Genomic DNA, 23747 nt, shown 5'->3' with positions numbered 1-23747 from the left:
CAAGCATCATGGAATTCCATCAGTATACATTGACCGATATCGATTTCACCAAGGTGAGCCGTTATTCTTATTTTCCTTGGATGGACCTGACACTGGCCCATTTTCAGGTCAATGCGATGGAAATGGAGGTCAATCAGGCAACTTTTCAGGTACTGGAGAATTATACCGATTTTGAAGTGATGATCATACATACATTGCCCACAACAGCCGTCTTTTGCAATTGTCCACAAACAGGATTCTGCCGTCATCAAAAGGCGGCTTTAAGTAAACTATTTACACAGGAGAATTGGCTGGCATTTTTTGATCACAACCGCTATCAGCATCTCCTCAAGAAGGTTGCGGCACAATATGGACTGGAAAAGGAATCGTCTTTAGAAAACTATTTTTCAGCCCAGATCAAAGCAGGGAAGCTTGAGTTTCTATTAAAAGACAAACAGCTAACCTCCATTGATGACTTTGATCTAGTGGAGGAATCTCTTGCCCCAAAGGCCAAGACGACAGCCGAACAGCATCATCATTTTGTGGTGTTAACGCGCAACCGGTATTACAAAAATCTACAAATACTCCTGTGCCAAGCTCCAATGACGAAATCTGGCCTACCTAAAAACCCGATTTCCGCTAGTGAGAGCCAGTTTCGTATCTGGCAAAGCAGCTCGATTGAGGAAATGCAATTTTACACAGCTGTTTATCAATTTTCTCAAGCTGTGCAACAGGATATCGAAATCAGCTCCAGCCTGAAGGCGATTGCAAAAAACCCGTTACACCTCGATTTTTATCTGCATGACTATGAGAAATCCGACAATATAACAGCCTCCACCTTATCGCCGATTCAATTTAACCTAAACAAAGGTGATATTAAGCTCTTTATTACAAAAAAAGGTGCGTTTTATGGCATTCAGGGAGAAATTCATATTCATACGATAGCCTACAATTTACAGGATTTAGTTGTTCTTTTGGACCATTTCATTCTCATCAAAAATCAGCTTTTTCTGATTGAAAATAAGTTTCACCTCAAGTTGATCCGTTTGTTTGGCAACAAAGGGGAGCAATTATTGATCCATCAGCGTAAGTTCGAAGAATTCAACAGATTGTTTTTGGAACAGATAGCACATTCCGTGGAGTTGAATTTTAAAGATATTCCCAAAGCAAGCAAGCCACAGTTGAAGGAAAATCTGTATTATCAGGACATGCAGCCACTTTTGTTTCTGGAGGAATCGGAAGATTTTGTCAACCTTATTCCTGTCATGCGTTATGGTGAAGTCGAAATTCCTATTTTAAGTAAGCGGAATATATTCGGTACAGACAGCAAGGGTATACAATTTTTGGTCGATCGGAAACGTGAAGCTGAAACAAAAGTTATTTCCCTGTTACTGAAACAGCATCCCTATTTTCAGGAGCAAATGGATGAGGGAAGCTTTCAGCATTTTTATTTGCATCGCAAATACTTTCTGGACAGTAACTGGTTTCTGGATGCTTTTGACGAGTGGCAGCATCAGGGTATACAGATCATTGGATTTAATACGTTACGTGGAAATAAATTAAGCCGTTTTAAGGGAAAAATACATGTGGAGGTCCTCAGTGGACAAAATTGGTTCAATGCCAATATACAGGTCAAGTTTGGTCCCAAAAGTGTCTCCCTAAAAAAACTTGAAAAGGCAGTACGGAACCGCTCGCAATTCATCACCTTGGATGATGGCACCCAGGGGATTTTACCGCAACAGTGGCTCGATAAATTTGAGACCTATTTTAATGCTGCCGAATCGATCGCTGATGATTTCATTGAAATTCCAAAATACAAATTCAATGAGATCGATCAACTATTTGATCAGTCCGAGCTAGACCCCATTGTGTTGGCTGAGCTCAGCACATTGAGAAAGCAGCTAGCTAATTTTTCTTCGCTATCCGAGGTCCAGGTACCTCCAACTTTTGTCGGAAACTTACGTCCTTATCAGCAACAAGGACTACAATGGCTGCATTTCTTGGACGGGCTTAACTTTGGCGGCTGTCTTGCCGATGACATGGGACTTGGCAAAACGATCCAAATATTAGCCTTTCTGGCTACTCAAAAAGCAAAGGGACAATCTGCACCAACATTACTTGTACTTCCCACGACCTTAATTTTTAATTGGCGGCATGAAATCCAGCAATTCCTTCCATCTTTTCAAACGTTAGTTTTAGATGGTCCAAATAGAATAGAAAAAGGGATGCAGTTTGAACAGTATGACCTTGTTTTAATTTCTTATCACAACCTGCTGACGGATATCAATATGCTAAAAAAAATAACCTTCAATTATGTCATATTGGACGAATCGCAGCAAATAAAAAACCCGGATTCCCAGCGATACAAAACGGTAAATTTATTAAAATCAAGAAATCGCATCATCTTAACAGGAACTCCTATCGAGAATAATACGATGGATCTTTATGCCCAGCTTTCCTTTATTGTACCGGGTCTGCTAGGAAGCAAAAAATATTTCAAAGATGTCTATACGACTCCTATTGATGCTTTCCATGACCGCAAGAGAAAAAAAATGCTGAAAGAGAAAATAAAGCCTTTTATTCTCCGGAGAACAAAGCAGGATGTATTACGTGATCTTCCTGCAAAAAATGAACTGGTTCTTTACTGTGAGATGAAAACTGCCCAACGGCGGATTTATGATCTTTATGAAAAAGAGTTTCGGGATTTTATCTCTGCCAAAGATGGCGATGAAATCAAGAAAAGTCCCATGCATGTACTAAAAGGTCTAACAAAATTGCGTCAGATATGTAATTCAAGTAAACTTCTCCAATACGAAGATCTGACTACCGCTGCGGACTCTGCCAAAATCGAAATGCTTATCGAGCAGATTCAGCATAAAAAAGACCAGCACAAAATGATCGTGTTTTCACAGTTTGTCAGTATGCTCAACCTGATTAAAGAAGCTTTGGATAAACAGGGTATTCGCGCGTTGATGCTCACGGGCCAATCCAAAAATCGAGGTAAATTGGTTAACGACTTTCAATCCGACAAGGATATCCCCGTTTTTCTGGTCAGTCTAAAAGCAGGTGGTACCGGACTTAATCTTACCGCAGCAGATGTTGTGTACCTGGTAGACCCCTGGTGGAATCCTGCTGTTGAACAACAGGCGATCGACAGGATCTATCGCATGGGTCAACAAAAGACGGTTACCGCTGTTCGATTAATCAGTCCTAACACAGTCGAAGATAAAATTCAGACCTTACAGCAACATAAAAAGGAGATTAGCAACAGCATTCTGGATGACGGCGGAAGTTTAGATGTCTTTTATCTGGACAAAAGCTATTTAATGAATTTGCTACGATAAACTATTGAAATGAAAAAAGGGGACATCGATCGATGTCCCCTTTTTTGATATAATTCGTTGTCAGCTGCTCTTTATTTTTTGTCAGAAATGTACGTTTTGTTACCATTTCCGTTGATATAATATTTACCACCTTTTGGACCGAGATAGACTGTATGGCCGTTATATTTTTCACTTGTTGCTTTATCAGCTGTAGCTACGGCATCTTTTTTAACAGCAGTAGCTTGTTTTTCAGCTTTAGCGCTTTCTTTTTTCACGGCTTTTTCCTTCGCTTCCACTGGTGCTGCTGGCGGTGTTTTTGTATCAGCCATCTTTTTCGTCTGCGCTGACTTTTCCTTCACTGCAGCTTCCTTCTTCGCTGTAGCTTTCACCGGCGCTGCCTTCGTTTTCGTTTCGGCCTCGTTGGCTTTAGTCTTTACTTCTTTTGCTTTTTGTTCAGACTTTTTGGCTTCTTTTTCCATTTTTTTAGGAGCCGTTTGTGCATAGGATTGTCCCAATCCGACTGCAGCGATCAAAGCTAATGCAGCTGTGATTTTTTTGAAACGATTTATTGCTTTCGTAACTCAATTGTTATATAAATAATTGTAAATAAAAGTACAATACAAATGCCATATTTCGATTTAATTACCTGAAAAAAATATTTTTAACAATTTTTTAACTTAGCCAAGGAATTATTCGACAACTTGTTTTCTAAATTTCGAATCAATTATATATTTTACTCCCTTCGCATCTATAAATACAGGCTTTCCATGGTATTGCTCATTACTCCGTCGATCAATGGCAACTCGATACCGTGTGGGTGAGTTAATGGAGCTGTAGGTTATATTTCCAACCGAGTCTCCAGGGCTAGCGATTACTTCCGAACCTTCATATACGCGCTCACTCACCCTGCCAGTAAAACGCTGTTTTCCTGTTGACGTTTTTATTTTCTCCTGCTGCTCGGGCTCTTTATCGATCGGCGCAACACCCAAGGTCATCACATCTACCTGTGGGCTTAAAGGGAAGAATGGATCTACCCACCGATATACAAAATGATAATCGGTTTCTAAATTATTAAAAGCATGCATTTGCTGGGCCCTTACAATACTTATCCCGCCTCCTAAAATCAGCAGTGGCAGTAGGCAACGTCTAAAGAAGATTAATTCAACTCCTAACATATCTTTTTTTCCTTTCGTTTAAGTACTCCCAAATAAAATGCCATCTCTATCTAAAGGACTCATCTTTAACACATTTTTAACTAAAGCAAATTAGTTTGATATTTAACTGTTTTATATTTAACTTTGTGCTATGAAAAACGAATCCATGAATCCAGTAAAACCCTTAGTGGATAGTATCATTGCTTTGCGAACGAGCTTAAAACAATACTATATCCAGAAAATAAAGGAACAGCAGTTGGATATCACCTATGAAATGTTGCAAGTATTGGCGGCACTGTGGAAAAAGGAGCAAATGAATCAGCAAGATATAGCCACAGCGATACAAAAGAACAAAGCAAGTGTCACTCCGCTGATCGATAATCTTTGTAAACGAGATCTGGTTAGACGCGTCAGCGATCCCAATGACAGACGAAATAACTTAATCGAATTAACGGTAAAGGGAGACGAATATAGGACATTATTAGACCCTGTCCAACAAGACCTCTACCGTGTGATCCTGCAGGAGATATCAGAAAAAAAAGTATTGGAAATTACAGAAACTCTCGAAAAATTGACCGCAATTATTGATAAGCAATAGTATCGGGAGCCTTGATTTTCAGAAAAAAATAAGATAAGTAATTGAGTCATGAGCAATTCAACATTAAGTGAGAAAGAAATAAAACGAAGGCGGAAGATATGGATCATCAACATCCTATCTGCGGTCGTCATTGTGGTTACAATTATCTGGGGTATCTTAGTCTTTTTCCACATCAACGAATCTGTTTATACAGATGATGCCCAGGTAGATGCCCATATTACCCCTATAAATTCGCGTATCAGCGGTTATATCAAAACAATTCGATTTGATGAGCATCAAAAAGTTCACAAAGGCGATACACTCGTCATTATTGATGATGCTGAGTACAGAATTTTATTACAAAATGCACAAGCCACCCTTGCCGATGCCAAAGCAAGTAAAACAATATCGCAATCTGGAATTGCCATTGCCGGCAATAGTACTGCGATAGCAAATGCCAATATCGATGAGATGAGAGCCCGGCTAGATAATATGGAATTGAATTATAGGCGCTACGAGAGTCTGGTAAAAGATGAAGCAGTAACGCAATATCAATTCGATCAGGTAAAAGCAGATTATGAGGCCATGTTAGCCAAATACAAGGCACTTTTGGCGCAAGAGCGTGTATCGAAACTTAACACGCATGAGTCTGAACAGAAGCTATCAATCAATGATGCCTCATTGCTAAAGGCCGAATCTGCGATTGATCTTGCCAAGTTAAACCTTTCGTATACGGTTATCACTGCGCCATACGATGGTGTATTGGGACGGCGGACGATAGAAGAGGGACAATTGGTGCAAAACGGTACGCCATTGGTCAATATTGTACGTGATGAGCAGAAATGGATTACGGCAAATTATACCGAAAGTCAACTAAAAAATATTGCCCTCGGGGCAAAAGTCAACATTGAAATTGATGCATTGGCAGGGGAGACATTTGAAGGTGAAGTAGCCGCCATATCCGAAGCAACAGGATCTAAGTATTCTGCTGTCCCGGTTGACAATTCTACGGGGAACTTTGTTAAGGTACAACAGCGCATTCCAGTTAGAATTAATTTTACAGCATCCAATACCCAAAAAGATCTTGCCATGCTTCGCGTAGGTATGAATGCTATCATACGTATTAAATAATCATGAAAGATCGTATATTCAGAGATTGGTTGAGTTCAGGCTGGGAATTGTTCTTTCTGTTTGTACTCAATATTTTATTTTCGTTCAATAATGGAATCCCAACATCCATTAACACGTATGTCATGAATGGATACGCCGGTACCACCGCAGATCTGAATATGGCTACATATTGTTATTATGCGGGAATGGTATGTGCCATACCACTGGTATTTAGGTTGTTGAAATTATTTTCCAAAAAGACGATATTAATCGTATCTATCTTCATTATCCTCGCTTCCAATACGGTTTTGGAACATGCCAATAATGGTGTCAACATCTGTATGTCCACATTTTTTATCGGAAGTGCCAAGATTATTGTCACTATGGCTATCATTGGGGAAATGATCCCTTTTCTCATGCCACGTGGAGAACGGTATCAATTATATGCAGTCTACTACCCCATGACAATGATCATTCCTGCCTTGGCAAGTTATGTATCTGTTCTATTTGCAACACGTTTCTATTGGGAAACTGTCTTTTTATTTCAAAATATACTACTTGCAGTAGCGTTGTTAATCTGCATTATCTTTATGAAATCGTCAGATTTTAAAAAGGTACCTCTCTATCAATATGACTGGTTTGGAAGTATTTTACTTTGTATTTCATTATTGAATTTTGCCTATTTCAGCACATATGGTCTGACACAAAATTGGTTTCATTCCAGGTTTATTTTGGTCACCGGAATCGCATCGCTCTGTTTTTTTATACTTTTTATAAATAGAAGTGTACTAATCCGAAAATCACTCTTAAATTTTGAAGCCTTCTCAACACGGATTCTGCCTATCTCCATTGGAACAATTTTTATTTTCGGCATTTTTTATAGCTCGACCTCGCTGTACTCCTCCCTTTTGGGAATTACGCTTGGTACAAACCCCTTGGAAGTCGCCGAGATAAATACCTATGTAATTCCTGGTTATATGATCGGCGCAGTAATCGCTTATATATATTTCAAAATAACAAAGAAATGCAAGTTCATTTTGGCATTCTCCGCAGCGTGTTATGCCCTATCTTGCTTTTTCTTTGCAAGAATTATCGACCAACAAACAAACACGGCTTTGTTCTATCTCCCTTTGACATTAAGAGGAATGGGCGTGATCACCTCCTACATTGGAATAGGCGTGTATATGGCCGGTAATATTCCCAGCAAATATTACCTCTCGGGGTTAGTATTTTTGATTCTTACACGTTCATTTTTGGTGCCTGTAGTCTGGTCAAACATCATTGCCAATTGGTATTACCACCTACAGATCTTTAATGCCAATGATCTTGCTGGTATAATCGATCGAACAAATAGCTTGGTGCTACAAAGAGGAAATATAATGAAATCGGTCCAAGTCCAAGCCTCGCTACTATCCTTACGCGACGCCTACTCCGGGCTATTTATTATCGGGGTAATCCTAACGTTATTCATCTTAATCTTCCCTTTTCATTCTTCGCCTATACGAAGAGTTTTCGACTGGAAGAGAAAAAATTCAACGAAAGAAGCTTTGCAAATTCCTATTTCTTAGTTAACTGATATAAATTTCGGTAATATACTTGAATACGATACGCTCAGAGATTGCGTACTTATCGAAAAGTGTACGGAGATCGTCATAGAGCGTTTTGTTTTCAGCCTGCTCTTTTGGAAAATAGGATGATGAACGTACTCTTCCCAAAAACGACCGAAGGTCCAATATCTGTTGATTTGGTAAGGTTACCTTGGTCATTGAACGTGATCCAAAAAATTGTTTGAGATCATCATCACTGATATTTTTGTGACTGACAGATTGATAACTTGGTATATGACTGAGCAGAAAATCTTCGTACTCCTGTTGAAAAGCGTCGCCGGGATCACGCTGGTTCCAGACCAGCACAATACGTCCATTTTCTGTGAGAATGCGAGCGAACTCCCTTTTACATGCTTCCCGGTCAAACCAATGAAAAGATTGCCCTGCAAAAATGAGATCTACGCATCCAGACTCAATCGATGTATTTTCGGCAGTCGCATTCAGCGCAATTAAATTCCGATAGGTTTTAAAATGATGAAGTAAAGATTCACGCATTTCCCGATTGGGTTCAACGGCAAAAACGTCATTTCCATTTTCGAGAAAAAGTTGCGTAGATAGCCCTGTGCCACTACCGACATCGGCAACCAACCACTTTTTATCAAGCCCTATTTGCTCTTTAAGCACCTGAATAATCTCTTTTGGGTAACAAGGTCTAAATTTCTCGTAATCGACAATCCTGTCTGTGAATCTATCAATACTGTTTTTGTTCATACCAAGAATTGCTGTAACTAGTCGATTATACCTTCATCTTTAAAACTATAATATCCGTTATCGGTAAAGATTAAATGATCGGCAACTCTAATATCCATAATTTTAGAGGCTTCAACAATTTTTTGCGTCAGAATTTTGTCAGCATTGCTCGGATACAAGGTGCCCGAGGGGTGGTTATGAACTAATATAATTGCATGTGCTTTAAGGCTAAGTGCAGATCGTAATATAATCCGGACATCGACTGGCGTAAAATCATTACCGCCGCGTCCGATCAGCTGTTTGTCTAATATTTTATACCCCGTATTGAGATAAAGGGTCCAAAACTCTTCATGGGGTAGATCCTGTAATATGGGTTTCATAAAGTTATAAACGAAGCGGCTGCTATTTACGAGCTTACGTTCTTCTGCGGGCAGGTCATTTTTGCGGCGGGCGAGCTCCAATGCCGCGAGAATGGCGATGGCTTTTGCTTCGCCTATCCCTTTATACATGCTCAGTTCAGATACCTCCATCATCGAAAGCGTATGCAGGTTGTTATTGACATCGGCCAATATGCGCCGGCATAATTCGACAGCACTTTCATTTTTGGAACCAGATCCGATCAAGATAGCCAGTAATTCGGCATCGGTAAGCGCCCTACGCCCCTGGCTCAACAGCTTCTCTCTCGGTCGATCGGCCTCTGCCCACTCCCGGATGACTAGTTTGTACGGATTTGACATCTACAGTTAATTATAATTGGCTAGCGTACACAAATATACAAAAATACTATTACTTAATATCCTGAGAAATACACAATCTATCAATTAAAAAAAATTGGCAATCGGGATTTACTTCACATTTCACTCTGAAACGTTATCTTTGTATTTCATAAAAATTTTTGAATATGAGTAAAGCGATTATTAAAACAGAAAAAGGCGACATGACTGTGGAGTTCTACACAGCTGATGCTCCAAATACAGTAGCCAATTTTATCAAACTTGCTAAATCAGGATATTATGATGGATTAGCATTTCACCGTGTGATACCTGATTTCGTTATCCAAGGTGGATGTCCAAATTCACGTGAAGGAGCTGCAGGAATCCCTGGAACAGGTGGCCCTGGTTATAAAATTGACTGTGAATTAACAGGCGAAAACCAATACCACGATAGAGGTGTATTGTCTATGGCTCATGCAGGCCGTAACACAGGTGGTTCTCAATTTTTCATCTGTCATAGCCGTAACAACACTGCTCACTTAGATCGTAACCATACTTGTTTTGGAAAAGTTATCGAAAACGTAGACATTGTTGACGATATCAGACAAGGTGACCGTATTTTATCAATTGAAGTTATCGAAGATTAATTCTTGGAGATTTAAATAGTATTAAAATGAATTTAAGAGCATTAGTATCCGTAACTGGTAAACCAGGATTGTTCAAATTGGTTGGACAAAATAAAGGTGGTTTTATTTTAGAAACCCTTGATCAGGCAAAAATCAAAACTGTAGTAAGTTTATCTTCTACAAAAATGGCGACTTTGGAAGATATCACAATCTATGGTGAAGAAGAAGAAATTCGTCTATTGAATATTTTTGAAACAATCAAAGAGAAAGGCATCGCTCTGCCAGATACAAAATCTGATGGCGCAACATTAAGAGATTTCTTCCGTGAAGTAGCTCCTGGCCATGATGAATCACGTGTTTATTCTTCGGATATTAAAAAGGTTATCACATGGTACAACATTATCAAGGAATTTCCTTTATTTGAAGAAGAAGCACCGGCTCCTTTAATGTAAACTTTGACATATATCCCAAATAAAAAAGGAGTTGATCATGTGATCAACTCCTTTTTTATGGTGTTTTCTAATGAAACACCACATCAAGTACATTTTTTTCGATGTTGTTTTGATCCTTGGCCCCGTCAAGCTTAGCATGTGCTTTTGCTACCTCAAATTCTTTGGGTTCAAATTGCTTTTCGACGACAGCTGTGGTTGTAAAACGCAATAGGGAATTTTCATCCGCATTGAGATAGGCATCAATTTCAAGAATTCCTTCGTTTTCATCAAACACATAAGGATGCAGCAGATTGATTCCTTTCGGAATCCGTGGGCTCTTCCAAACGACAAATTTAGGGAGTGTCTTATCCATAGCATCAATTTTATTGTAAATGGCCTGCTGACAGGTAATTCCGGCAATTACTTTTGTTTTTCCGGTCTTATCGATCATATACTCTTTGGGATTTATTCGTATCTGCACCTTCGCCAATCCATTAAGTTTCCCTTCTGGATAGTTCAGTCCTACATTGATAGCAGCGTTGTCGCTATTTGCTAAAAAAAACTCGCCTGAACCTTTGCTATAATTCACATAATTTTCCAAGCGGTACGTCAGGCCCTCAGCATCAGATTTCGCTTGTTGTTGATCGAATTTAATTTCCATCTTACGTAAAGGAGCAAGCATCAGCTCCATACGCTGCAGAGGATTTTCAAGATCAAAGCTATCTTTCTTCATTTGTTCCGCCTGGGGTAGTGTGGATATTGCTTTCCACAATGCAGCAGGTGAACTATCTTTGGTCAGATTCATCAACCTGATTAGTTCAGCAAAAGGCATATTGGGAAAAGTAACTTTTTGTACGATTACCGCAGCATTGATCCGTTTAGAAGAGCGGATATCCGTTGTTGTATTTGATTCTTCATGTAGCTTAACCTCTTTAGGTGTAGAGGATTGACAATTGTGAAAAAGAAGTACTATGCCTAATAATGGGAAAACTAAGGCGTACTTTTTTAGATATTTTTTCATATCTATAGCTGTTTAAATGTAGTTTAGACAAATTTACCTTATTTGATGCAGATATCACAAAAAAAGCCCCAGAATTTGTATCCGGAGCTCCTTTTATCTTGCGCTAGCACATAGGCTAGTCGCTTTAATTAATGACCTTTTGGTTCGGCATCGACACGTTTAATATCTGCTCCTAATTTACGCAAGCGTTCTTCGATATCTTGATAGCCACGTTCAATCTGTTCGATATTGTGTATCACAGATTTTCCTTTGGCAGATAGCGCTGCAATCAATAGAGACACCCCGGCACGAATATCTGGCGAAGTCATCTCAATACCTCTCAGGTGGTGTGATTTATTCAGTCCAATAACGGTTGCACGGTGTGGGTCGCACAAGATAATCTGAGCTCCCATATCAATCAATTTGTCCACGAAGAACAAACGGCTCTCGAACATTTTTTGATGAATCAATACATTTCCTTTTGCCTGAGTCGCCACAACAAGCACTATACTTAATAAATCGGGCGTAAAACCTGGCCAAGGTGCATCTGAAATCGTCAGAATAGATCCATCAATAAATGTATCGATTTCATACGATTCTTGTGCCGGAATAAAAATATCATCACCACGTAATTCAAACTTGATGCCTAAGCGTGAAAATACAGATGGAATAACGCCAAGTTCCTCAAAACAGACGTCTTTAATGGTGATTTCTGAACCTGTCATTGCGGCAAGTCCGATGAAAGAACCTATTTCAATCATATCAGGCAACATGCGGTGTGAAGTTCCTCCCAGACGCTCTACTCCTTCGATGGTCAACAAATTAGATCCAATACCGGATATTTTAGCACCCATGCGATTCAACATTTTACAGAGTTGTTGTAAATACGGCTCACAAGCAGCGTTGTATATCGTTGTTGTCCCTTTTGCCAATACAGCAGCCATCACGATATTCGCAGTACCCGTTACAGAAGCTTCGTCCAAAAGGATATAACTTCCTTTTAACTCCGTTGCATCAACGTTAAAAAAATGGGTAGTCGCATCGTACACAAACTTAGCACCCAATTTTTCAAAGCCCAAAAAGTGTGTATCCAATCGTCTACGTCCGATTTTATCCCCCCCCGGTTTCGGAATAGCGGCTTTTCCGAATCGAGCCAACAAAGGGCCGACAATCATAATAGAGCCACGCAATCCACCGCCTTTTTCTTTAAATTCGGGTGATTGGAAATAGTCTATATTTATATCTTTAGCTTCAAAAACGTATGTGTCCTTATCTATGCGATTAATTTTAACACCTAAAGCAGCCAATAAATCGATCAACTTATTGACATCCTTAATATCTGGGATATTACTGATGGTCATAGGTTCTTCTGTCAGTAAAACTGCAGAAAGGATCTGTAAGGCCTCATTTTTTGCTCCTTGAGGAATAATCTCTCCCTTTAACGGTTTTCCACCGATTATTTCAAATGCGTTCATTTATATATAAGTGATATCTTCTTAGTATCATATCCCTGTTTTTGTATTTGCATTGGGATATTTAGCCTTCCCCCTAACATACAAAGATGGAAGGCCAAAGAACCATGCTACCTATTAAAGCAGTGCGGTTCTTAAAAAAAGAAGGCAATTGTAAAGAAATCTGTTAATCACTTCGCAATTGCCTGCTTCTTTAAACAAAATCTTTAAGAACTAGCCTCGTTTATTATTATAATTACCCTGAGGCTTTCTGTTTCTATTATTGTTGTTGTCCCTTCCGTAACTATTATTGTTATTGTTGTCCCTTCCGTAACTATTATTATTATTGTTGTCCCTTCCGTAGCTGTTATTGTTGCTTCCGTAGTTATTGCGCTTCGTATTATTGTTATTGTTACTTGTCATACGAGGCTTGCCTCCACCTTTCGACTGGTGACCCGAATTATTATTGCTATTGTTATTATTTCCGCCTGAATTACTATTAGCCGGACCTTTAACGCGATTTCCCGGAGGCGGGGTTTTAAAGTCAAGTTTGGTCAATACGGTACCTTCTGGCAAGGTCAATTGATAACCTGATAACTCTTTTAGATCTTGGATGATCAACTCGTCCGAAACAGAATCCTTATTCCAGGTCAGGTAAGCCATTTTCATAAAATTCGCGATACCGATAACCATCTGCTCTCTTTTGGCTTCGTCATTAGCCAATAAAGCCCTTTCAATCATTTTCTCTACGGTAAAACCATAGTGCTTGAATCTAATGGAATGCTGCGGATAGCCCAAATGCTCAACTTCGTGTTTCACACTTTTCGCTGTAGCAATTGGATAAGGCGAGTCAATATCCAATTTAAAATCAGAAATAATCTGTAAGTGATCCCACAGTTTATGTTTAAAATCAGACACGTCTCTCAAATGTGGGTTCAATACCCCCATCATATCGATTACAATCTGCGCATGTTTATTTCTTTCTTCCTTTGTGGGTAAAGTACAGATGTAATCTACCATATTTTGCACATTGCGACCATATTCTGCAAGGATCAATTTTGGTCTAGTGCTGTTGTAGTCAAAGTTCATATAGCTAATATAAGTACCTAATTAAACGATCAAGATGCCGTTTTGGTATTTTATTATTGAATTATTCTAAGTTTTGCAAATTTAAGCAACAATTGTTTCTGTCCCAACTCTTTAAAGAAAATAGTTGCTTTTATATCTCCTTTGTTTCCTTCGAGATTAACAACTTTCCCAAATCCAAAGCGTTCATGCTCAACTTCCATGCCGACTTGAAGATTTGATGTATCTGAAGGAGCAAAACCCGCAGTAGGTTTGTGGGCTTTCGGCAGTATTGATGTCGTTTTAACCATAGGCTTAGGCTTAGGTTTAGAAAACGTATCATCACTGTCTTTTTGTTGCCATGCAATTCGTTCGCCTTGAAAACTTCCGGCTGAGGCAGAAGTTTGTCGTGGTTTAAAATCCAATGCAAGACATGCCGGATTCAATTCATCCAAGAAGCGACTGGGTTCGCAGTTATTCAGCGTTCCCCAACGATATCGCGAAGTAGCATACGAAAGTAGTAATTTTTTTTCAGCTCTCGTAACAGCGACATAAAAAAGTCTTCGTTCCTCTTCCAATTCCGACCTGGAATTCAACGACAACTGGGAAGGAAATAGGTTTTCTTCTAAGCCTACAATGAAAACGATCGGAAACTCCAATCCTTTGGAAGAGTGGATGGTCATCAATGATACAGTATCAGCATTTGGATCTTTATCATTATCGTCGTTCGTCAACAGGGCGATATCCTGCATATAGACATCAAGTCCACGCTCTTCGATATCTTCCCGTTCCGAAAATTCCTTGATCCCATTGAGGAGTTCCTGGATATTTTCGTAACGTGCCAATCCCTCCACAGATTTGTCTTCATACAATTCTTTCAGAATACCACAGTGCTGCGCGATATGCATTGCTGTATCAAATGCGTTATTGTTTTTGGCAAGAGCCTGAAAACTCTGTATCATCTGTGCAAAACCACCGACAGAAGTTGCACTACGTCCGTCTAGAAACTGGGCTGCATTTGCAACAACATCCCATATACGATATTGATTCTGATCTGCAGCGATCATGATCTTCTCTATCGTCGTATCCCCTATCCCTCTACGTGGATAATTGATAACACGCTTTAGTGCTTCCTCATCATTTGGGTTGAAGGTGAGTCTGAAATACGCGATCAGATCTTTAATTTCTTTGCGCTGATAGAAAGAAGTACCACCGTATATTTTATAGGGGATATTAATTTTGCGTAAGGCCTCCTCCATTGCCCTGGATTGGGCGTTGGTACGATACAGAATAACAAAATCTTTATAATTAAGTCCTTTTAACGATTTCTCTTCGATGATCTGGTCAGCAACGATCTTACCTTCCTCATTGTCAGAGAAAGCACGTGAAACCTTGATCTTTTCGCCCTCTTCATTATCCGAGAAAACATTTTTTTCCAATTGATTCTGATTATTCGCAATCACCGAATTGGCCGCATTCACGATCATCTTAGTCGATCGATAATTCTGCTCCAGTTTAAAGATCTTCACATCAGGATAATCCTTTTGGAAATTCAGGATGTTCTGAATATTTGCACCACGAAATGCATAGATCGATTGTGCATCATCCCCTACCACGCAGATATTTTCGTTGACTGCTGCCAGGCGTTTGACAATAAGGTATTGAGAGAAGTTGGTATCCTGGTACTCATCGACCATCAGATAACGAAATTGATGCTGGTATTTATGCAGTACCTCTGGATGCTTATTTAACAAGACATTTGTTTTAAACAAGAGGTCATCAAAATCCATTGCCCCAGCACGGTAACAGCGTTGTGCATAGGTCATATAAATCTGTCCCAATTGACCACGACCATTGGAAATATCTTCGGCCAATATGGCTTCATTCTTATTATATTCCTGCGGTGAAATCAGGTTGTTTTTTGCCTGTGAGATACGTCCGTACACATGATTGACATTATACAGCTTATCATCGAGATTCATTTCCTTTAAAATTGCTCGCAGCAAACTTTTGGTATCGTCCGTATCGTAGATGGTAAAGTTCCTGGGATAACCGATCAATTCAGCTTCTACACGGAGTATTTTTGCAAATACCGAGTGGAATGTGCCCATCCAAATATTTTTCGCTTCGCTCCCAACAACAGAAACGATACGTGCGCGCATCTCTTTGGCGGCCTTGTTGGTAAATGTTAATACCAAGATATTGAATGGATCAACACCTTTTCGAATCAAGTGTGCTACACGATAGGTAATTACCCGTGTTTTTCCTGAACCAGCTCCCGCAACAATCATCACAGGACCTTCTGTTTGCTCTACGGCTCCTCGTTGTGAAGGGTTTAAACCCGCTAAATAATCCAAATTAACTCCTTAAATTTTAAAACCTGAGAATAGGGTATAAAAGTACAAATTTCCTATTGATCACTGGGGCTATCTTGCTAATATTTTTACACAAAAAAAACCGATAATCAAGATTATCGGTTTTTATATCATCCAAGCAACATCTAGCCTCTGCTGTTATAATTTGGTGATTCCTTTGTAATGGAAATATTATGTGGATGGGACTCTCTCAACCCTGCTCCTGTAATACGGACAAACTGTGCTTCCTGTAATTTTTCAATTGTTGCAGCACCACAGTATCCCATAGAAGCGCGTAATCCGCCAATATATTGATAAACGACCTCAGCCAATGTACCTTTGTAAGGAACACGACCAACAATACCTTCAGGAACCAATTTTTTGATATCATCTTCTACGTCTTGGAAATAACGATCTTTAGATCCTTTTTCCATGGCTTCGATTGAGCCCATACCGCGGTAAGATTTAAACTTACGTCCTTCATAGATAATTGTTTCGCCTGGAGCTTCTTCCACACCAGCGAATAAAGATCCAGCCATAATTGTGCTTGCTCCGGCTGCAATTGCTTTTGCAATATCACCTGTTTGTTTGATACCACCATCTGCAATCAATGGCACGCCAGTTCCTTTAAGTGCTTTGGCAACTTCATATACAGCATAAAGCTGAGGAACACCGACACCAGCAATAATACGGGTTGTACAAATTGAGCCAGGTCCGATACCTACTTTTACGGCATCTGCACCTGCTTCAGCCAAAGCTGTTGCTGCTGCACCTGTCGCAATATTTCCAACGATTACCTGTAGCTCAGGGAACTGCGATTTCACCAATTTCAACTTATCGATTACACCTTTAGAATGCCCGTGTGCCGTATCGATTGTGACCACATCCACACCTGCTTTCACCAAAGCCTCAACGCGGTCAAGGGTATCTGGAGTAACGCCTACTGCCGCACCAACCAATAAACGGCCATGACTATCTTTGGCAGCATTGGGGTAATGCTTATATTTTTGGATATCTTTAAAGGTAATCAAGCCTTTCAAAATACCTTCTTCATTGACTACTGGAAGTTTTTCGATTTTTTCGTTCTGAAGAATTTCTTCCGCTTTCACCAAATCCGTTCCTTCGGGAGCAACGACAAGATTTTCCTTAGTCATCAACTCGTTGATTGGACGGCTCATATCTTTTTGGAAACGAAGATCACGATTCGTTACAATACCGACCAATTGACCTTGTTCGTTCACAACAGGAATCCCACCGATTTTGTGTTCCTTCATAATATTGAAGGCATCACCCACAGTTGCTGTTGCCAATAACGTTACTGGATCCTGAATCATACCGCTCTCCGAACGTTTTACTTTGCGTACTTCAGCAGCTTGTTCTGCAATCGTCATGTTCTTATGTAACATACCAATACCGCCAGCTTGTGCAATCGCAATCGCCAAATCAGCACCGGTTACCGTATCCATTGCTGCAGAAACCAATGGAATATTTAATTTGATTTTTTTTGTTAGCGAAGTGCTCGTATCAACGTCACGGGGTAAAATTTCAGAATAAGCTGGAATTAATAAGACGTCGTCGTAAGTGAGACCTTCTGCTACGAATTTTTGTGGATCTAATTGCATGGCAAATATGTATTGGGTTTTCTATTTGCCAGGCAAATTTAAGAAAAATAAGCAATAATAAAAAATAAAAGATACAAATTACAATCGGAAGACAAATTAGAACCGTTATGAATTAAGCATTCACTTAGGGTACGTCCCAGCCTTTATCATTTTTTGGCAGGCTATTTGCTTTTGGTAACACGAAAAGTTATTTTAATTAATGAAAATATAAAGATAAGATAATTATGAAAAAGACATTACTCTCATTAGCTGCCGTCGCAGCATTAGCATTTGGCGCACAGGAAGCGAAAGCTCAATCTCCTCAACGTGCAGCAATTGGTGTTGTGTTTGATGGCACTAAACACGCTGATCTTTGGGGTGTTCAATATAAACAATCAATCGGAGGAGCTAACAACGGTCAAGCACAAGTGATGTTTGACGACCATGTTGTAGCAATAGGGGCTGACTGGCAACATGCTAGACCTTTCCGTGGAGCAGCTGGATTAGGATGGTATGCAGGTATTGGTGCACAGGCTACTTTCTTTGATATTGGAGATAATTACACAGCGATAAGCTTAAGACCACAATTAGGCTTGGAATTTAAAATTCCTTCAGCACCAATTGGATTTCATGCTGACTGGAAACCAGATTGGCAATTAAACCATGGAAGTGATTTCCATGCGTCAACATTCTCATTTGGTATTAAATACACATTGAGATAATATAAAACAACTAAACAGTATAAAAGGTCCTTCTCTATTTTGAGCAGGACCTTTTTTTATAAATAAAATCAATAAATATTTCTTTTTTTCTTCAATTCTCCTATTTTTATGCCATTGACCTGATTGGCGTAAATAAAACTTTTCATTCTACAAAAATTTTATACCTTTGCCATTCTTGGTAAAATGTGATTAAACGAGAACTAATTATCAATTACATAAACAGTATTTAACATTAAAATTAATACAATTATAACAGACGATGCAAGGTAAAGGGCTGATTAAACTTTTAGTGATAGTGGTGTCATTAGCGTGTCTATACTCCCTATCATTTACTTGGGTGACCCGCAATGTGGAACGAGATGCTGAGAATTTTGCCAAAGGAGATTTGGCGAAAGAGAAAAGCTATCTCGACTCAATGGCCGGTGAAGTAGTGTACAATTTAGGTTTTGCAAAATACACCTATCGGGAAGCCAAAGCAAATGAACTCGCTTTGGGATTGGATTTGAAAGGTGGTATGAACGTGACAATGGAAATCTCATTGGACGAATTGATCCGCAATTTGGCGAACAATCCAAAAGATGAGAAATTCAACAAAGCGTTGGAGCAAGCAGTGGTAAAAAGCAAAACGAGTGCAAAAACAGTCGTTGCTTTATTTATGGAAGAGTACAAATCCATCGGTGCTACAACTCCACTTTCGACATTCTTTTCAACAAAAGATAACGCTGCTCTAATTAAACCTGGTGATTCAGACTCCAAAGTTGAATCATTCCTTCAAAAAGAAGCAGACAATGCTATCCAAAATTCATACAAAGTACTTCGTACACGTATCGACAAATTTGGCGTTGCATCTCCAAACATTCAAATTCAACAAGGTACAAACCGTATTTTGATCGAATTACCTGGTGTGAAAGATGAAAGCCGTGTTCGTAACCTATTACAAGGTTCGGCTAAATTGGAATTCTACGAAACATATACAAACCAGGAAGTTTATCCAATACTGGAAAATATCGATAAAACTTTAGCATCAACGTTAAAAGCTGCTCCAGCTGCTACGACAAATGCTGCTGCAGATACGAGCAAAAAATCAGATGATTTATTGTCTAATCTAACCGGTGGTAAAAAAGATGCTAAGAAAGACAGTGCTGCTGTAAATCTAGGTCAGAAAAACCCATTATTTGAAGTATTACGTCCAGCTGTTTATATGGGCGAAAACCAACAAATGGCACTTATGCCAGGTTCAATGGTCGGTATTGCTTCATTAAAAGATACGGCAAAAGTAAATGCTTACTTGCAACGTCCTGAGGTGAAATCAATCCTTCCAGGAAACTTAAAGCTTTTATGGGCTGTTAAACCTGAACAAAAAACACCTGAGCAACTATCATTATATGCAATTAAGGGGTCTGGACAGGACAATGGTGCTGTATTGACAGGTGATGTGGTCACTGACGCAACAGCAAACTTTGATGAGAAAAATCAACCTGTGGTTGGTATGCAAATGAACAGTGAAGGTGCTCATCAATGGAAGAAAATTACAGCAAAAGCAGCTCAAAACAGAGATGCAATTGCTATCGTGCTTGATAATGTAGTTTATTCTGCTCCTTCTGTAAACGGTGAAATTCCAAATGGTAGCTCATCAATCTCTGGATCTTTTACGGTAGAAGATACCAAAGATTTAGCAAACGTATTGAAGGCAGGTCGTCTTCCGACAACTGCTAAAATCGTTGAAGAAGCCGTTGTTGGTCCTACTTTAGGTCAAGCTGCCATTGACGCCGGTGTAAATTCTGCTGTTATCGGTATTATCGTTGTAATGATCTTTATGATCGCTTACTACAATACTGCGGGTATCGTAGCGAACATCGCGGTATTGTTAAACGTATTTATCATTATGGGGGTATTGGCATCCTTAAATGCTGTACTGACCCTACCTGGTATTGCCGGTATCGTATTGACAATGGGTACTGCTGTCGATGCAAACGTTTTGATTTATGAACGTATCCGTGAAGAACTAGGCTTAGGAAAATCGATCCGTCAGGCTGTTGCCGATGGTTACAAACATGCTTTACCTTCCATCCTGGATTCGCAGATCACAACCTTCTTAATTGGTATTATCCTATTTTTATTTGGTAGTGGTCCGATCTTAGGTTTCGCAACAACGTTAATGGTGGGTATTATTACTTCATTGTTTACTGCGATCTTAGTTACACGTGTTATCTTTGAATGGATGTTGGCGAAAGATTTCAAAATCAAAGTCTCTTTCCCTTGGTCTGCAAACACTCTGCATAACGCAAACTTCAAATTCGTGCAGAAACGTAAAATCTTTTACGCGATTTCAATCGTTGCTGTGTTAATTTCTGCTGCATCAATTTTCACAAAAGGATTCAGTTTAGGTGTGGATTTCCAAGGTGGACGTACTTATACTGTTCGCTATGATAAACCTGTGGACTTAGAAGCTGTGCGTACAAACTTGGATGATATCTTCAAGAAAACAACAGAGGTAAAAGTATTCGGTGCAGCCAATCAATTGCGTATTACAACAACTTACCATATTGAAGAAACTTCGGATACTGCCGATAAAGAAGTATTGGACAAATTAAACCAAGGTTTATCGAAAGTAGATGCGTCCAATAAACATGAGATTCTTTCGTCTCAAAAAGTTGGACCAAGTATCGCTACTGATATCAAATCCAGAGCAACCAGCTCAGCAATTTTCTCTATCATCATTGTTGCAGCTTACATCTTGATTCGTTTCCATAAATGGGAATATTCAGTTGGAGCAGCTATTGCAACAATTCACGATGCGATTATTTTATTGGGATTATTCTCTATCTTGGATGGTATCGTACCATTCTCACTTGATATTGACCAACACTTTGTAGCAGCGATATTAACTGTAATTGCTTACTCGGTGAATGATACAGTGGTTGTATTTGACCGTTTACGTGAATTCGTATCGAAACCAAATGCGCATAATGAAGATCTTGGCGATGTCGTAAACCATGCGATCAACTCGACATTAAGTAGAACAATTATCACATCGTTGACAATCGTATTTGTTCTTGCTGTATTGTTTATCTTTGGTGGTGAAGTTATCCGTGGATTCTCATTCGCGATCTTAATCGGTGTTATCGTAGGTACATATTCATCTATTATCTTAGCTGCACCTTCAGTATATGACTTACGTAAAGGAAAGCATTTGGCAGAAGGTAATACTGCTAAAAAAGCTGAAGTCGTAAGACCATAATAGCTGATATTGATAAAATAAAAAAGGGCGTTCGAATGAACGCCCTTTTTTATTGCATTCAAATTACTTGTCACACTAAATATTTTAAATATATTTGTTGTACTAAATATTTGTATGCTAAACGAAAAATTTGACCGCTACTCTTTCATCTTGGACCAAACAGCCAAGAAAGTAAAACAGTTCGCCCAATCTTCTTTTGCCGAGAAAGGATTTGATATTACTGTAGACCAATGGACCATTTTAAAGGCTTTGTACGAAACAGATCAACTTTCACAAAAAGAACTGGCCAAGCGCTGCGGAAAAGACCAGCCCACACTGACACGGATCGTAGATATCCTCCTTAAAAAAAATCTGGCTGAGCGGATCACTGACGAAACAGACCGTCGAAGTCTCTACCTCCATTTGACAGAAGAAGGAAAATTAAAAGTAGCATCGCTTACGCCAATTGTTACGGAGATTCGCATGAAGGCCTGGGAAAATCTAGCGGACAAAGATTTCGAAGCTTTCACAAGGATTTTGAATACAATATATAACAATTTAAATATAGAATAGCTATGATAAATACGGATATCTGTATCATCGGAGCAGGACCTGTTGGCCTATTCGCAGTTTTTGAAGCTGGGCTTTTAAAAATGCGCTGCCATTTGATTGATGTGCTCCCCCAAGTGGGCGGTCAACTTTCAGAGATCTACCCCCATAAGCCTATCTACGACATTCCTGGTTATCCGAGTATCACTGCGCAGGAGTTGATCGATAAACAGCTTGAACAGATTAAACCCTTTGACCCCACATTCACCTTAGGCGAGCGTGTGGAACATATAACAAAACAGGACGACGGTTCTTTTATTGTAGAAACCAATGATCATACGATGGTTCATACACAGGTCATTGTCATCGCTGGGGGCCTAGGTTGCTTTGAACCGCGCAAGCCCGAAATTCCAAATCTTCACCTCTTTGAAGGGAAAGGCGTAGATTATATGGTAAAAGACCCAGCCAAGTACCGGGATAAAAAAATCGTCATTGCCGGTGGTGGTGATTCCGCGCTCGATTGGACTTTCCATCTCGCAGATATTGCGCAACAGGTCACTTTAATCCACCGAAGTGACTCCTTCAGGGGCGCTCCGGACTCCGCTGAAAAGGTTTTCAAATTGGCCCAACAGGGTAAGATCAACTTATTATTGTCCCACAATCTGACCAATATTCATGGCAATGACTACTTGTCCCATGTTGAAACAACAAATAAAGAAAAAGAAGTCATCGCAACAGATGCAGACTATTTCATTCCCTTATATGGTCTTACGCCGAAGCTTGGTCCAATCGCAGATTGGGGATTAAATATCGATAAAAATGCGATAGAGGTCAATACGTTTGATTACTCAACCAATATCGAGCGGATCTATGCTATTGGAGACATCAACACCTATCCAGGCAAACTGAAACTCATTCTTTGCGGGTACCATGAGGCTGCACTTATGTGTCAAAGTGCTTTTAAATTTGTCTACCCAGATCAAAAATTGACATTCAAATACACCACTGTAAACGGTATAAATACATTCTAGCCATGGACGATAATTTAATTCAAGTCACTGTTATTGATCGTGATGAGACCGAAAATACGTTGGAGGTTCCTACCGATATCAATCTTTCACTCATGGAGATTTTAAAGGCATCCGAATATGAAATATTGGCCACTTGTGGAGGTATGGCGCTGTGCGCTACCTGCCATGTCGAAGTTGTCGAAGGCCTGGATACGCTTCCTTCAGCGAGTGATCAGGAGCTCGATATGCTGGATACGCTTCCGGATGCCGATGATCAAAGCCGGCTTGCCTGTCAGCTTTATCTGCATAATAACAACAACGGTATGAAAATCAAGATAAAAGGCGCGCTACAATAGTGTTATCATTGTGTATAAAATACACAATGATAACACTATTAATCTATTTTTTTTGAGACAGCAATATTCACCATAAAGAACTAAAAATCAAATAAGTACAAAACATATTGTTGAAAGAATTAGCTACTTTACAATAAAATTCACAACATATCAGCACAATAAATAAATATTTCTTAGCTTTTTGAGTCAAAATTTAAGATATTTGCAGC

The 23747-nt window shown here is 39.4% G+C and carries 20 protein-coding genes; 11 read left to right on the top strand and 9 right to left on the bottom strand.

Annotated elements, in window-relative coordinates; all coding sequences use genetic code 11:
- Positions 1-8: 8 nt before the first annotated feature.
- Complete coding sequence (locus M2419_RS21390) at positions 9-3323, top strand: DEAD/DEAH box helicase (protein WP_259255573.1); 3315 nt, start codon at positions 9-11, stop codon at positions 3321-3323.
- Positions 3324-3394: 71 nt separating this feature from the next.
- Here M2419_RS21390 and M2419_RS21385 read toward each other — a convergent pair whose 3' ends face one another.
- Together M2419_RS21385 and M2419_RS21380 are read right to left on the bottom strand one after the other, a co-directional pair.
- The gene (locus M2419_RS21385; RefSeq protein WP_259255572.1) at positions 3395-3781 is read right to left on the bottom strand and encodes a hypothetical protein; all 387 of its coding nucleotides are present in this window, start codon (positions 3779-3781) and stop codon (positions 3395-3397) included.
- A 210-nt stretch (positions 3782-3991) separates the two neighbouring features.
- Complete coding sequence (locus tag M2419_RS21380; RefSeq protein ID WP_159731323.1) at positions 3992-4477, bottom strand: hypothetical protein; 486 nt, start codon at positions 4475-4477, stop codon at positions 3992-3994.
- Positions 4478-4607: 130 nt separating this feature from the next.
- On the opposite strand from M2419_RS21380, the gene M2419_RS21375 reads away from it, so the two are divergent.
- Genes M2419_RS21375 through M2419_RS21365 form a run of 3 tightly spaced genes read left to right on the top strand, consistent with a single transcriptional unit; the run spans position 4608 to position 7711 of the window.
- Positions 4608-5054 (top strand): MarR family winged helix-turn-helix transcriptional regulator, encoded by a 447-nt coding sequence (locus M2419_RS21375; RefSeq protein WP_088162755.1) that lies wholly within the window; start codon positions 4608-4610, stop codon positions 5052-5054.
- Between the two features lie 48 nt (positions 5055-5102).
- A complete protein-coding gene (locus tag M2419_RS21370; protein WP_259255571.1) occupies positions 5103-6164 on the top strand; it encodes an HlyD family secretion protein in 1062 nt (353 codons plus the stop codon).
- A gap of 2 nt (positions 6165-6166) precedes the next feature.
- Complete coding sequence (locus tag M2419_RS21365; RefSeq protein ID WP_153847701.1) at positions 6167-7711, top strand: MFS transporter; 1545 nt, start codon at positions 6167-6169, stop codon at positions 7709-7711.
- Here the strand turns inward: M2419_RS21365 and M2419_RS21360 are convergent, their stop codons facing one another.
- On the bottom strand, positions 7712-8461 hold the full coding sequence (locus M2419_RS21360) for a class I SAM-dependent methyltransferase (RefSeq protein ID WP_153847702.1): 750 nt from the start codon (positions 8459-8461) through the stop codon (positions 7712-7714). It abuts the gene before it with no gap.
- Between the two features lie 17 nt (positions 8462-8478).
- Positions 8479-9177, bottom strand: coding sequence for a RadC family protein (gene radC, locus M2419_RS21355; protein ID WP_153847703.1), 699 nt, complete (start codon positions 9175-9177; stop codon positions 8479-8481).
- A 164-nt stretch (positions 9178-9341) separates the two neighbouring features.
- Here radC and M2419_RS21350 point away from each other — a divergent pair, with 164 nt between their 5' ends.
- Together M2419_RS21350 and M2419_RS21345 are read left to right on the top strand one after the other, a co-directional pair.
- Positions 9342-9800 carry a peptidylprolyl isomerase gene (locus M2419_RS21350; RefSeq protein WP_046671802.1) on the top strand — a complete coding sequence of 153 codons (459 nt, stop codon included), beginning with the start codon at positions 9342-9344 and terminating at the stop codon, positions 9798-9800.
- Between the two features lie 26 nt (positions 9801-9826).
- Positions 9827-10231: a DUF5606 domain-containing protein gene (locus tag M2419_RS21345; RefSeq protein ID WP_075993972.1), complete on the top strand. Its 405-nt coding sequence runs from the start codon at positions 9827-9829 to the stop codon at positions 10229-10231.
- Positions 10232-10298: 67 nt separating this feature from the next.
- Here the strand turns inward: M2419_RS21345 and M2419_RS21340 are convergent, their stop codons facing one another.
- The 5 genes from M2419_RS21340 to guaB all read right to left on the bottom strand — a co-directional run bounded on the left by M2419_RS21340 (position 10299) and on the right by guaB (position 17702).
- A complete protein-coding gene (locus M2419_RS21340; RefSeq protein ID WP_159731321.1) occupies positions 10299-11231 on the bottom strand; it encodes a hypothetical protein in 933 nt (310 codons plus the stop codon).
- A 128-nt stretch (positions 11232-11359) separates the two neighbouring features.
- Positions 11360-12685: a UDP-N-acetylglucosamine 1-carboxyvinyltransferase gene (gene murA, locus M2419_RS21335; protein ID WP_153847705.1), complete on the bottom strand. Its 1326-nt coding sequence runs from the start codon at positions 12683-12685 to the stop codon at positions 11360-11362.
- Between the two features lie 210 nt (positions 12686-12895).
- On the bottom strand, positions 12896-13750 hold the full coding sequence (locus M2419_RS21330) for a DUF4290 domain-containing protein (protein WP_259255569.1): 855 nt from the start codon (positions 13748-13750) through the stop codon (positions 12896-12898).
- 53 nt (positions 13751-13803) lie between these two features.
- The gene (locus M2419_RS21325) at positions 13804-16083 is read right to left on the bottom strand and encodes an ATP-dependent helicase (protein ID WP_159731317.1); all 2280 of its coding nucleotides are present in this window, start codon (positions 16081-16083) and stop codon (positions 13804-13806) included.
- Positions 16084-16226: 143 nt separating this feature from the next.
- A complete protein-coding gene (gene guaB / locus M2419_RS21320; RefSeq protein ID WP_153847707.1) occupies positions 16227-17702 on the bottom strand; it encodes an IMP dehydrogenase in 1476 nt (491 codons plus the stop codon).
- Between the two features lie 224 nt (positions 17703-17926).
- Between guaB and M2419_RS21315 the strand changes: the two genes are divergently transcribed.
- From M2419_RS21315 to M2419_RS21295, 5 genes are all read left to right on the top strand, one after another.
- Positions 17927-18403 carry a hypothetical protein gene (locus M2419_RS21315; protein ID WP_120333382.1) on the top strand — a complete coding sequence of 159 codons (477 nt, stop codon included), beginning with the start codon at positions 17927-17929 and terminating at the stop codon, positions 18401-18403.
- A gap of 259 nt (positions 18404-18662) precedes the next feature.
- A complete protein-coding gene (secDF, locus tag M2419_RS21310; RefSeq protein WP_159731315.1) occupies positions 18663-21644 on the top strand; it encodes a protein translocase subunit SecDF in 2982 nt (993 codons plus the stop codon).
- 114 nt (positions 21645-21758) lie between these two features.
- Positions 21759-22196, top strand: a complete 438-nt coding sequence (locus tag M2419_RS21305; protein WP_159731313.1) for a MarR family winged helix-turn-helix transcriptional regulator — start codon at positions 21759-21761, stop codon at positions 22194-22196.
- A gap of 2 nt (positions 22197-22198) precedes the next feature.
- Positions 22199-23203: an NAD(P)/FAD-dependent oxidoreductase gene (locus M2419_RS21300; protein ID WP_153847710.1), complete on the top strand. Its 1005-nt coding sequence runs from the start codon at positions 22199-22201 to the stop codon at positions 23201-23203.
- Between the two features lie 2 nt (positions 23204-23205).
- Positions 23206-23538, top strand: a complete 333-nt coding sequence (locus M2419_RS21295) for a 2Fe-2S iron-sulfur cluster-binding protein (protein WP_159731311.1) — start codon at positions 23206-23208, stop codon at positions 23536-23538.
- Positions 23539-23747 lie beyond the last annotated feature (209 nt).

Origin of the sequence: Sphingobacterium sp. BIGb0116 (genome assembly GCF_024808035.1) — a bacterium.
Classification (GTDB): domain Bacteria; phylum Bacteroidota; class Bacteroidia; order Sphingobacteriales; family Sphingobacteriaceae; genus Sphingobacterium; species Sphingobacterium paramultivorum.
Note: the sequence above shows the minus strand (reverse complement) of the source record. Positions and strands in the feature narration are given on the sequence as shown.